The sequence below is a fragment of the Streptococcus castoreus DSM 17536 genome (genome assembly GCF_000425025.1).
GTDB lineage: Bacteria > Bacillota > Bacilli > Lactobacillales > Streptococcaceae > Streptococcus > Streptococcus castoreus.
On the sequence record NZ_AUKZ01000023.1, the window covers coordinates 1 to 11,858 of the forward strand.

Annotated in this window: 17 protein-coding genes and 1 pseudogene; 2 read left to right on the top strand and 16 right to left on the bottom strand. The window is 38.2% G+C overall.

Going from position 1 to position 11,858, the window contains the following annotated elements; translation table 11 throughout:
• The 6 genes and pseudogenes from H346_RS0106800 to H346_RS0106825 all read right to left on the bottom strand — a co-directional run.
• A pseudogene (locus H346_RS0106800) lies at positions 1 to 409 on the bottom strand (replication initiation protein); the annotation flags it as partial.
• 302 nt (positions 410 to 711) lie between these two features.
• Positions 712 to 1,344, bottom strand: a complete 633-nt coding sequence (locus H346_RS0106805; RefSeq protein ID WP_027970423.1) for a hypothetical protein — start codon at positions 1,342 to 1,344, stop codon at positions 712 to 714.
• A gap of 2 nt (positions 1,345 to 1,346) precedes the next feature.
• Positions 1,347 to 1,679 (bottom strand): replication initiator protein A, encoded by a 333-nt coding sequence (locus H346_RS0106810; protein WP_027970424.1) that lies wholly within the window; start codon positions 1,677 to 1,679, stop codon positions 1,347 to 1,349.
• 13 nt (positions 1,680 to 1,692) lie between these two features.
• The gene (locus H346_RS0106815; protein ID WP_027970425.1) at positions 1,693 to 1,923 is read right to left on the bottom strand and encodes a hypothetical protein; all 231 of its coding nucleotides are present in this window, start codon (positions 1,921 to 1,923) and stop codon (positions 1,693 to 1,695) included.
• A 5-nt stretch (positions 1,924 to 1,928) separates the two neighbouring features.
• Positions 1,929 to 2,210, bottom strand: a complete 282-nt coding sequence (locus H346_RS0106820) for a MerR family transcriptional regulator (protein ID WP_000134668.1) — start codon at positions 2,208 to 2,210, stop codon at positions 1,929 to 1,931.
• A 129-nt stretch (positions 2,211 to 2,339) separates the two neighbouring features.
• Entirely contained in the window at positions 2,340 to 2,639 is a 300-nt protein-coding gene (locus H346_RS0106825; RefSeq protein ID WP_027970426.1) for a hypothetical protein, read from the bottom strand.
• Between the two features lie 164 nt (positions 2,640 to 2,803).
• Here H346_RS0106825 and H346_RS0106830 point away from each other — a divergent pair, with 164 nt between their 5' ends.
• The gene (locus H346_RS0106830; RefSeq protein ID WP_027970427.1) at positions 2,804 to 3,349 is read left to right on the top strand and encodes a helix-turn-helix domain-containing protein; all 546 of its coding nucleotides are present in this window, start codon (positions 2,804 to 2,806) and stop codon (positions 3,347 to 3,349) included.
• Positions 3,350 to 3,423: 74 nt separating this feature from the next.
• Positions 3,424 to 4,578 (top strand): tyrosine-type recombinase/integrase, encoded by a 1,155-nt coding sequence (locus H346_RS0106835; protein WP_027970428.1) that lies wholly within the window; start codon positions 3,424 to 3,426, stop codon positions 4,576 to 4,578.
• A 128-nt stretch (positions 4,579 to 4,706) separates the two neighbouring features.
• On the opposite strand, the gene rpsI is transcribed toward H346_RS0106835, so the two are convergent.
• The 10 genes from rpsI to cysE form a co-directional block, all read right to left on the bottom strand.
• Positions 4,707 to 5,099, bottom strand: coding sequence for a 30S ribosomal protein S9 (gene rpsI, locus H346_RS0106840; protein WP_002982716.1), 393 nt, complete (start codon positions 5,097 to 5,099; stop codon positions 4,707 to 4,709).
• Between the two features lie 20 nt (positions 5,100 to 5,119).
• Positions 5,120 to 5,566, bottom strand: a complete 447-nt coding sequence (rplM, locus tag H346_RS0106845) for a 50S ribosomal protein L13 (RefSeq protein ID WP_002982710.1) — start codon at positions 5,564 to 5,566, stop codon at positions 5,120 to 5,122.
• Between the two features lie 234 nt (positions 5,567 to 5,800).
• Positions 5,801 to 5,989: a helix-turn-helix transcriptional regulator gene (locus H346_RS0106850; RefSeq protein ID WP_027970429.1), complete on the bottom strand. Its 189-nt coding sequence runs from the start codon at positions 5,987 to 5,989 to the stop codon at positions 5,801 to 5,803.
• Complete coding sequence (locus tag H346_RS10050; RefSeq protein WP_156888870.1) at positions 5,986 to 6,639, bottom strand: hypothetical protein; 654 nt, start codon at positions 6,637 to 6,639, stop codon at positions 5,986 to 5,988. Before H346_RS10050 ends, H346_RS0106850 begins: the two co-directional genes overlap by 4 nt.
• A 228-nt stretch (positions 6,640 to 6,867) precedes the next feature.
• Entirely contained in the window at positions 6,868 to 7,386 is a 519-nt protein-coding gene (locus tag H346_RS0106860) for an NYN domain-containing protein (protein ID WP_027970430.1), read from the bottom strand.
• Between the two features lie 3 nt (positions 7,387 to 7,389).
• The gene (gene rlmB / locus H346_RS0106865) at positions 7,390 to 8,136 is read right to left on the bottom strand and encodes a 23S rRNA (guanosine(2251)-2'-O)-methyltransferase RlmB (protein WP_027970431.1); all 747 of its coding nucleotides are present in this window, start codon (positions 8,134 to 8,136) and stop codon (positions 7,390 to 7,392) included.
• A 46-nt stretch (positions 8,137 to 8,182) separates the two neighbouring features.
• Complete coding sequence (locus H346_RS0106870) at positions 8,183 to 8,935, bottom strand: hypothetical protein (RefSeq protein ID WP_037562779.1); 753 nt, start codon at positions 8,933 to 8,935, stop codon at positions 8,183 to 8,185.
• 254 nt (positions 8,936 to 9,189) lie between these two features.
• The gene (locus H346_RS0106875) at positions 9,190 to 9,591 is read right to left on the bottom strand and encodes a Mini-ribonuclease 3 (RefSeq protein WP_027970433.1); all 402 of its coding nucleotides are present in this window, start codon (positions 9,589 to 9,591) and stop codon (positions 9,190 to 9,192) included.
• A complete protein-coding gene (cysS, locus tag H346_RS0106880; protein WP_027970434.1) occupies positions 9,584 to 10,927 on the bottom strand; it encodes a cysteine--tRNA ligase in 1,344 nt (447 codons plus the stop codon). The genes H346_RS0106875 and cysS overlap by 8 nt, the downstream gene beginning before the upstream one ends.
• A 344-nt stretch (positions 10,928 to 11,271) precedes the next feature.
• Complete coding sequence (gene cysE, locus H346_RS0106885; protein WP_027970435.1) at positions 11,272 to 11,853, bottom strand: serine O-acetyltransferase; 582 nt, start codon at positions 11,851 to 11,853, stop codon at positions 11,272 to 11,274.
• Positions 11,854 to 11,858 lie beyond the last annotated feature (5 nt).

The following is an 11,858-nucleotide window of genomic DNA, read 5'->3' on the forward strand; positions in this document are numbered from 1 at the left end:
TATCTGAACGAAATTCTTTGGTCGCAGTGGGACGGCCCTTTTTCTCCAACACAAACTCACTACAATCAACCTCAAACAAATCAAAAGCTAAATCGGCACGAGATATTGCAATATCTTCAAGATATGGTATAATAGTGTCTATAATTTCAGTATCTACTGAACGGAGTTTATTAGGGTTGAACTCCAAACGGAAAGGGCGAGCATTAAAGGCTTGTCCTTTTATTTTGTCATAATCCATATGGAGCACAACTTGACCTCCATCCTTTGTGTAGGCTCTGAACATATCAGTCATCGCAGTTTGAATTGTAATAGCTGTCTGAGTTTCAACCAATCTTTTTAGGCTCAGGAGTTTGTGCGACTTGATAAAAGCTGTAATTGTGATATTGTCTAAGCTGACTTTTAATTCCAAACAAGACTCCTTTCTTTTCTTGGTCGCCTATCGGCGCCAATTTTTTTGACTGCGTAAAGGCTTGCGTAAAATGACATTCTCGGGGGAGCAACCCCGAGCCGACTTCGTCGGACCATTTTCATTTTGCTCCAGCCAAACTTGCCAAAAAATGGGTGTAGTAAATGCACTTTAAATGTGCACATAGCGGGCTGTTAGAGGGCGCCCTGTTATAAATTTTTCGTAACCCCTAAAAATCTGACCCCAAAATTCCGTTTTCAAAATATTTTCATGATTGTTTTCACAATTATTTTTTAGCAGATTCCTTATAAATCCGAAATAGATTTTTTGAAAAAGTCTTCTCGGTCAACTAAAAATATTTTGAGGATTTTTTCGATAATCTCATCAGGAGGTACCTGTTTATTTTTCTTGTAGCTAAAGAAACGGTCTTTAGCTTTTTTGATTTCTCCTAAATCGTCGGACACATCAGCAAACAACAACTCATTCAATTCAAACCAACGTAGTTCTGATTGCTTACGGAACAATTCAAAGTTTTTCCAGAATAAACGACCTTCATCAAGCTGCTCAAGTTTCCTAAATAAGTTCTCTCGTTCTACTTTACGATACTCTTTTGGCAAGAGTGTCCCTACATACTCGGGAGACATGTTCGAATAGATAATCTCATCTGTTACAACAATGGGAAGCTTCAGGGTGCTATTGACATCTTTTAAAATCTTTCGAACAAATTGACTGAGGGTAATTTGTGTATTTAACTTATACTTCAACATTTTAGTACTTAGTAATTCAAATATATCCGTTGACCTAAACAGCCATTCCATCAGTGTTTTAGCATCTATATCCTTACTTGTAAATGCTTGATAGTCAATCTGATAGCTATCCAATCGTGACTGAATAGCTTGATTAAGTGCTGTATCTTTTCCAAAATAAATCTTTATCATTTTCACACCTCGTTGATATAGGTTCTATACGGTAAGTTATGGCTGTAAAAATGACCTATCATTTTTCGGTCACGTTCAATCAAGTCAGCTTCTTCTAAACGTTGTAATGAGGCTACCATAGTAGATTTAGCACAAGAGAACTTTTTCGCCAAATCACTAATCTTATAGCCTAGATAAACATTGCCTTCATCATCTATCCAACCCTTTTCAAAAGCTTCTTCTTGCTTGCCTCTTAAGACAGCATAGACCAGAATATCCAACGCAGTTAAATCACTGTATAATTCATCTCGAAAGAGGACTTTCGGGATAAGATAGTTATCGTTATCGTAATCCATAGACTTTTACCTCCTACCTCTCTCCACTCCATATCCCAAGTAGAAGCAAGGGAACATGCAACACAAAAGTTAAAGCTCCCAAAAACCAACGTTCAACTAAAAAGAAAAATATTGATAGTATCAGCACAATATAAGTGAACAATCCAACATCAAGAAAAATTGTCCCATATTCCATACGGACACAACCAAGAACATTTCCAAGTATCTGTTTTCCTGTCACGTCTTCTAAATTATTTTTATCCATAACTTTTACCTCTCAAATTGTTGTAACCATTGAGCGACCTTGCGTTTATCGTACAAGGTCACCCCATCAATAACCATGTGGGGCATACCTCCCTGTTTTTGCCATTTGACAACGGTTGTCGTTGAGACATCTAGCCAACGACACAAACCAGACATACGAACTATTGGCTTATAGAGTTCCTTGTCCTCAAGGGCTTTTTCTATTGCCTTCTGGAGCATGTTATCATAGCGAGCAAGTAACTTCTTTTCTGTTACTTTAGGAAGTTGTATAGTGAATCCTTCTGTCATCTGCGTGTTCTCCTTTTTGTTAAAATCGATTTTAAGCTGTTTTCACTGCCTATTTTATGGGGATGATTCAATCTGAAATAGTTTCATAGGGAAATATATCTGTCTAGTATTTCAAACCGAGAGACATTCCTATTTTTCAAGGGTTGCTCTTGTCCGTTTCATACGTTCAGCAAGTTCTTGACGTTGTTCTTCTGTCATCTTACGTTTTTTCTTAGGAAATACGTTGATTGAAAAATCCTCACCAATCTTCATAATGGCATTGAGCCAAATCGTTCTGCCTTCTTCTTCCTCAGTGTTTAACACTTCATAGGCTTCAGGAAGTTTTAGCACTTTTTGAATGTGTGGAGAATAATTTGTTTCAATCGTCCATTGTTTATCCAGTGCGTCAAATCGGATAAACGTTTCTTGTTCTTCTAGTGTGTAAGCCATAACTGACCCCTTTCCTTTTTTTACAAACTCCGAAAGCATTTGTTTTTGCATTATTTAAATACAAAATACATTTTAAAACACTTTTGCATTTTTGTCAACAATTTTTGTATCATAATTTGTTTTTTTGCGTTATTTGTGTTATTTTAGATACAAAAGGAGAGAAAATGAATACACGAATCCCATATCTAGTCGCTTTAAGCGGTAAAACACTTAAAAAAATTAGCGAAGAAACTGGAATAGCTTATCCAACATTAACAAGCTATAACCAAGGCGTGCGTAACCCCAAGAAAAACAATGCAGTTATTCTTGCAAAATATTTTGGAGTATCAGTTGGATATCTATTAGGAGATGAAAAAGAGCCTAACTTGATAAATCCAGGTGATGAACCTCTATTACAGAGTTTTTTAAGAGTAGCTCAAGGGAAAACTAACTTAGACAAAGTAACCGAGTGGACCCCTTTCAAAGATGATGTTAGCTTTGTAAAAACAATGCTTCTATCCACTCCAACACTTGAAAAAAAAATTGATGAAATTTTTGAAGGCATTGAACCTAATATAATTCATGCACTCAAGCAAAGGATAAGAGAAGTTGCCGAAGAATTTCCTTATACAATTAACCATAGCGGAGATGAAAAATCAGATTATCACTACGTATGGCAGGCATGGATAGAGACCGACGAATACAAGCAAAGAATAGCTAAAAAACATTAAAAATAATCGTGACAACTCGTAATTTCCTTATTTTACAAGCTCCGAAACCTTAGAAAAATAAAGGAGAAATTACAATGTCCATTCACAAATACCCAAGCAAAAAAGCCAAAAATGGCTATTTGTATTTAGTCAAGGTCTATATGACTAGAGACGGTCAGCGTGCAGACCATATCAAGCGTGGCTTTCGTACTCGAAAGGAAGCCAAAGACTACGAAGCCAGACTCATTTATCTTAAGGCTTCAGGAAAGTTGGAAGAGTTCATCAAACCAACTCATAAAACTTATAACGAGATATTCGAGAAATGGTATCAAGCCTATCAAGACACGGTAGAGCCAACAACGGCTTCACGGACTCTTGATATGTTTAGGCTTCACATTCTGCCAGTCATGGGAGACTTACCCATCAGCAAAATCTCCCCTTTAGACTGCCAAAACTTCATCACAGAAAAGGCTAAAACTTTCAAGAATATCAAGCAAATCAAGTCTTATACTGGAAAAATATTTGACTTTGCAATAAAGATGAAATTGCTTAAGCATAACCCTATGGCAGAAATTATTATGCCGAAGCGGAAAAAGACACGGATAGAAAACTATTGGACGGTTCAGGAACTAAAAGAGTTTCTAGCCATTGTCCTTCAGGAAGAGCCTTATAAGCATTATGCACTGTTTAGACTACTAGCTTATAGCGGCTTAAGGAAAGGCGAGCTATACGCTCTTAAATGGGCTGATATAGACTTTCATAGGGAGACACTAAGTGTCAATAAGAGCCTAGGACGATTAGACGGACAGGCAATCGAAAAAGGCACTAAAAATGATTTCTCAGTAAGAAAGATTAAGCTAGATAGCGAAACTATTTCTATTTTGCAAGAATGGAAAGTAAATTGCCAAAAAGAAAAGGCTCAACTAGCAGTTGCACCTCTTTCTATCGAGCAAGATTTTATCTTCACTTACTGCACACGGTCAGGGTCAGTAGAACCACTGCATGCAGACTATATCAATAATGTACTATCACGGATTATCAGGAAACATAGCTTAAGGAAAATCAGTCCTCACGGTTTTAGGCATACTCATGCAACACTGATGATTGAAATTGGAGTTGACCCAGTCAACACGGCAAAAAGGCTAGGTCATGCAAGTAGCCAAATGACTTTAGACACCTACAGCCATTCAACAACTAACGGAGAAGATAGGTCTATCAAACAATTTGCGGACTATCTCAAAGCTAAATAACAGTCAAAAAAGATATAGAAGTTTTTTCCAACACGGTATCAAAAAAGGTATCAAAAGCAAAAAACGACAAAAAAAGCACCTTGCAAGAGACTTGCAAAATGCTTGTAATCGTTGATGTAAAGCCGTTCTTAACGTTTTGAGAACTGACTAGCTTTACGAGCTTTCTTAAGACCTGGTTTTTTACGTTCAACCATACGTGCGTCACGTGTAAGAAGGCCAGCGCGTTTCAATGAATCGCGGAAGTCTGGATCTACTTGAAGAAGCGCACGAGCGATACCATGACGAATCGCACCTGATTGTCCACCGTAACCACCACCAACAACGTTTACGAAAACATCGTATGAACCTTCCGTTGATGTAACTGCAAAAGGTTGGTTGATGATCAAACGTAGGTCAGCATGTGGGATGTATTCTTCTACATCTTTTTTGTTAACAGTGATTTTACCAGTACCTGGAACCAAACGAACGCGTGCAACAGCGTTTTTACGACGACCAGTACCTGCATATTGTGCTTGTGCCATTATTTAATGCTCCTTTCCTCTTAGATAAGTCCTGAGATGTCAAGTACTTCTGGTTGTTGTGCTGCGTGAGTGTGCTCACCGCCAACGAAGACTTTCAATTTCATACCTTGTGCACGTCCAAGAGTGTTATGTGGAAGCATGCCTTTAACTGATTTTTCAATCAAGCGAACTGCGTTTTTAGAGCGAAGTTCACCAGCAGTGATTGATTTCAAACCACCTGGGTACATTGAGTGAGTGTAGTAAACTTTATCAGTCGCTTTTTTACCAGTTAATTTAACTTTTTCAGCGTTGATAACGATAACGAAGTCACCTGTATCAGTGTGTGGTGTGAAAGTTGGTTTGTTTTTTCCGCGAAGTACGCTAGCAACTACTGCAGAAAGACGTCCAAGTGGCACATCCGTTGCGTCAACAACGTACCATTTGCGTTCAACTTGGCCTGGTTTAGCCATGAAAGTTGTTTTGTTCATGATTTCTCCTATACGAATTCGTCATATTTGTTTACAGTGTGATGGGTGTTCCGTCCCATCGAAGGTATTTGGAAGGTTCCGGGGCCTTTCAAATGGGGTAAACAATACCGTCTACTATAATATCAAACTTAACAGGCTCTAGTCAAGTGCTTTAGCTGTTTTTATTGGATTATTTTTCTTTCGATTTGGGAGAATGGCAGAGCTGCTCTGCTGATGTTAATGAGAATTATCAGCCTACCAAAAGAGGTCGTCCAAAGTTTTGTCTAATACACGACAAATGGCAATGCAAAGATTAATCGTGGGGTTGTAATCACCTTTTTCAACAGCCGCAATGGTTTGTCGGGATACTCCTACTAAATCTGCTAGAGCTTGTTGAGACAAATCCTTGCCTGCGCGCGCTGCTTTTAATTTGAGATTCTTCATTCATCTGCCTCTTTAGCATTCAGGTAATGACGATAGAGAATACTAGCTCCCGTACTAAAAAGAGTTATTCCTAACACTATCAGAGACCCACTGCCACCAGCCTTGAAAAAGCTTCCCATTTTAAATGGCTCTGCCATCATCTCTGTCACCGCCAAGCCTATAACGGCTAAGCTCATTCCTGCTGCTATAATCCCCATCAATATTCCTTGTTTTCCAAAGCGCCTATCCACAAATGGTGATGCGCCGTTAAGGTTACAATAAGTGGTTTGAACAGCTAATCCTCCCCAGAGAGTCAGCGTAAAGAGGAAGCTTGCAGATACCAATCCCTCTGAGAAGCGATGAAAAAAGATTGACAGCCAAACGACCACAATCATAAACCAAAACCCAATAGTGTATCCTTTGAGAAGAATCTGTTTTTGGCGTTCGTCATATTTGGGCAGTTTCTGATCGTTCCTTACCCTAGAACCTAGTACTTCTTTACTATCTTGTTTCGTTTGTAGCTTTTTCGCCGTCTTTAGCCCCCAAACCAATAATCTAAGAAAGCTAGTCAATACAAGGGCTGCACCTCCAAATAAGTAACGTTGAAAACTGGTTTTAGCCAACAGTGTCGCTACTAACACAACCACATTCATCACTGCTGAAACAATCAAGTCCTACCATCTCATAAACCTTACATCACACATAATGGTAAACTCATGAGCGTAATGTTAATGTTATGGTCATCTGCACAGGTTAGATTCAAAGCCGCGGTGGAATCTGTCATTAATGTAAAGGTCATTGGCGTCTCTCTCCTCATTAGCTGCTTGAATTTAATTTGATAACGAAACTATTATCGCTTTACTCTAACAAAAAACTGACACTTGGTGAGTATAAACTGGTTAATTATCTAGATGCGTCATCAAATCTTTCAATTGATTCATCTGCTTTTGATCAAAAGGTCGTATTTTGGGTGTTTTTAATTCAATATCTTGAGACATTTTATCCAAATCAGCCTTTGTAGCATTAACCCTTTGCTCCAACTCTCTTGCGGTAACCCGTAAAGCCCCTTGAGAAAAAACGGTCCACTGCTCATTTAAATCACTAGTCGCCACTTCTACCATGTAAATAGCAGTGTTTAGTTCCGCCGCTGTGCGCTCAATATAACTGTCTGCTGTCTCTTCCTCTTCCGTAAACACTACTGAAATTTTGTACTGGTCATAACGCTGCCTTAATCCTGGCACATATTGCGCATCAAAGACACAAATAATGTTAATATTCTCAAAATGGGCATAATGATTAAGTTTCGTTAAAAGTATATTACGGGCTTGATCAAGCTGACTGGTCTTAAATAATTGACGAGTTGACTGCCAAAAAGCAATCATATTGTACCCGTCAACTAAGAGAATTCGTTTTTTCATCGCTTAAGGTCTATTTCGGAAAACTTCGTACATCAAAATGGCCGCTGCAACACTAGCATTCAAGCTCTGGACATGACCATTCATAGGAACTGTAATCATCTCATCAACCTGTTTTTTAATATTAGCAGAAATGCCTTTTCCTTCATTACCAATAATCAAGGCTAATTTGCCACTAGTATTCCAACGATCAAACGAAGTCCCATTCATATCTGTCCCAAAGGTCCAAAAACCATTTGCTTTCAATTTGTCTAGTGTCTGACTAAGATTGGTCACTCGAGCAATCGGAACGTGTTCTACGGCTCCTGTTGATGTCTTAGAAACAACCGGTGTAACACCAACCGCTCGATGTTTTGGAATAATCACCCCACATACATTAGTCGCATCAGCTGTTCTCAAAATGGAACCAAAATTATGAGGATCTGTCAAACCGTCCAAAATCAAAATAAGAGGATTTTTTTCTTGATTGGCTTTAGCCAAAATCTCATCAAATTCTGTATAGGCAAAAGCTGACACTCGAAGAACAAACCCTTGGTGAACAGCCCCCCCTGTCATTTCCGACAAGTTTTTCTTTGGTGTCCATGAAATGGAAACTTTTTTTTCGGCAGCTAACTGTTTAAGGCTATCAACATTTTTTCCTCGTAAATCTTCTTGAATGTATAATTTATTTCCTGTATTAGCTTGTAAACTCTCTGTTACTGCGTGAACACCGTAAACAATGTCATTTGTATCACATATTTCTTTATCTTTCATAACTCTCATTATACCATGAAAGCTTTAAAATAAATGGTTAGTTTTTTTATTTTCGATGGGCAACTTTTTGAATGATAAAAAACAATCCAAGGACTAATAGAGCCACTGAACCTGATAATAACCAAGGAAAACCTTTTTTAGATACGTTGTTTTCGCCATCACGATCAGTTAACATTTTAGTATCATCCGTTTTTGTAGTAGTCATTACCTTAGAAGATACTGTTTTAGGGACAGTTTGATGACTAGCTTGTTTTGTTGGTCTTGACTGAGTCTCGCTAGCAGTTACTGTATTTGACAAAGATGGTTGGCGATCAACAGTACTTGTTTCAGTTGATTTTTTCGTCTTAACTTGATTATTTTGACTAGTCATCGGTGCCTTTTTCACTTTGCTATCAAAATGAACAAGCGCTGAATTACCATTAAAAACAACATCTTTATCATGTACTTTCACAGATATTTTGTAATCATTAGTCTTTTGTCCGCTAAGGTCAAACCAAGCTGTAAATCGACGTTGACCAGAACTCATCGTGTACACACAAGTATTAATTATATTGCCACTGACATCTTGAAGCATAACTGTTGCTTGAGTAGAATGATTAACCGGCTGAACCATCGTGATTGTGGCATCAATATAAGGTTCATTACCACGCATTTGAGCAGCCACGCTTATTTGACTTTCTTGCGTTTCCGGCATTTTCATCTCTGCTTGGGTTTCTTCAGCCAAAACACTGCAAATTGGCACTGCTGCCATTGAGCAGAATAGGAAGGCTACCGAAAGCAACGTAACTCTTTTTTTCATGACAAATGTCTCCTCTTGTATTTGTTTTTTCCTTTTCATTATATCTATTCGGAAATTTTTGCAATAATTTCAGGTTTTTATTAAAAATATTTCATTTTAGTGATATCTATTTCTTTTTTTTGGATGCAACTAAAATGCTTTAATCTTGTTCTTCTAACTAGTTATTATTTGGAGAAGATTTCAAAAAAAGCTATTCAAACGAGTAATCAAAAGATAATAAAAAGAGTCTCTCTTTGGAGAACTCTTACTCATTATTATGCATTTTGTTCAACATGATTGATACACCAAATGATTAATTCTTCTAGACGTTCTTGTTGATTTGTCATGTCCAAATACCCCATCACAGCTTCAAATCCTGTAGACATTCGATAAGTTATGACATCCGCATTTTTAGCCTTGGTATGACTTTTAGTATTGCGACCACGCTTATAGATATCTTCTTCTTTTTCAGTTAATAGCCGAGCATCTAGCATAGCTTGAGCTAAACTGGCCTGTGCCTTCGCTGACACATATTTCGTTGCTAAATGATGTAATTGGCTTGGCTTTGTCTGACCTTTAAAAATTAAATGTTTCCGAATATAGTAAGAATAGACTGCATCTCCTTCAAAAGCAAGGGCAATCCCATTAATTAAATTCACATCAAGAGGTTTAGTCACGTATCCACCTTACCCCTTCTTTGGTGTCTAGTAACTTAATGCCTTGATCTGCCAATTGATTGCGGATGGCATCAGCAGTAGCAAAATCATGTATCGCACGCGCCTCTTGCCGTTTGGCAATCAGAGTTTCAATTTCTAAATCGAGAGTATCTGTCTCAAAAACAATGCCAAAAACCGATAATATTTTTTCAAAAGCTGCTTTCACACCATTAGTGTAATGACCAGAATTAATCCATTTAGCCATGTCAAAGACAACGGTAATACCATTGGCAGCATTAAAATCATCGTTCATAGCCTCTTTGAAAGCTGCTACAAAAGTCTGTAATTGCTGCTCATCTACCCTTTCTGTCAAAGGTTGCTGCAATGTGTTTTTGAGATACTTCAAATTCACTTCAGCATCATGAATCGCCTTTTCAGTAAAATTAATGGGCTTTCGGTATTGTTGGGTGGCAAGGAAAAAACGCAAAACCTGACCATTAACAGTTTTTAACATATCATGAACGGTCACAAAATTACCAAGGGATTTAGACATTTTTTCATTCTCCACATTAACAAAACCATTATGCATCCAGTAGTTTGCAAAGGTGTGTCCTGTTTTAGCTTCAGATTGGGCAATTTCATTGGTATGATGCGGAAATTCTAAATCTGCTCCCCCACCATGGATGTCAATGGTAGCCCCAAGAATTTCCGTTGCCATGACAGAACACTCAATGTGCCAGCCCGGGCGACCTGGTCCCCATGGGCTATCCCAATAAATCTCTCCTGGTTTGGCTGATTTCCAGAGAGCAAAATCAAGAGGATTTTCTTTCAACACTATCTCAGTATCTGTTCGACCACTAGCTCCAGCTTCAAGATCAGCTAAGGTTTTATTGGCGAGTTTGGCATAATGCTCTGATTTTACCACCCGGAAGTAGACGTCCCCAGCTGATTCGTAAGCAAAGCCTTTTTCAATTAAATCATGAACAAATGAAATGATTTCAGCCATATAGTCCATGACACGTGGATTTTGGGTTGCAGGTTTAATGCCAAGAGCCTTGGCATCTTCCATAAAAGCAGTAATAAAACGATCTGCCAGATCTTTTGGAGTCACACCAACTTTAGCTGCTGCCTTAATAATTTTATCATCGACATCGGTAAAATTGGAAACGTAGTTAACCTTATAACCAGTGTACTCAAAATAGCGCCGAATGGTATCAAAGGCGACCGCCGATCTAGCATTTCCAATATGAATATAGTTGTAAACCGTTGGTCCGCAAACATACATGTTGACTACATTTTCAGTCAAAGGCACAAACTTGCGGAGAGACCGTGTCATTGTATCATAGATTTTTATCATAAAAACTCCTATTTCAAACACTTCTTTGATGGAAACCATCACCAGTCCTTACTATTAGAATCATTGGCTAAAAAGAATTATCATTCCCTAGAATCTTTCTATGCACTTACCAGAAAAATGTTAGTTGATAAGTAAGAATAGAAAATATGAGCACAAAACGATTTCAACCAAAATAATTGTAAGGGATAACCTTATGTCGCCTTAGTATTATAAGAAAAACTTTCAAAATCTGTAAAATTAGTTAATCAAGCCAACTTAATTACGTTACGTTGATCCTCGAAGTAGTGCTAACATTTTGCCAGCCTGTAATCTAAGAAAAAGCTACTATTTCAATTCCTTTACTATCATTTTGACAAATAGTAAGCAGCTTCTCTTTGTTCTTGTATGCTTTGTATTTGAACCTTGTCTTTCTCACCATGAACACGAACAACCTTAGCTGGAATACCTACTACGGTGACATCTTCAGGAACATCCGATAATACAACGGCAGCTGCTCCTACTTTGGCATTTGCTCCAATCTCAATGGGACCAATTACCTGAGCATGTGCAGAAATCAAAGCTCCTGCTCGAACAGTTGGGTGGCGTTTGCCTTTATCTTTTCCTGTTCCTCCCAATGTAACGCCATGATAAAGCATGACCCCTTTTTCAACAATAGCTGTCTCACCAATCACGAGACCAGCGCCATGATCAATGAAAACACCAGAAGCAATTTGTGCTCCAGGGTGAATTTCAATTTGTGTCCAAAATCGCCAAAATTGGCTATGCATACGGGCTAATAGTTTAAACTGATGTTTCCACAAAAAATGAGACAAACGATGGGCAGCCAAAGCTTTGATACCTGGGTAAGTCAAGATAACCTCCAAGGTATTCCGAGCGGCTGGATCTAACCTTTTAACAATAGCAATACTTTCTTTCCACCAACTCATAAAAA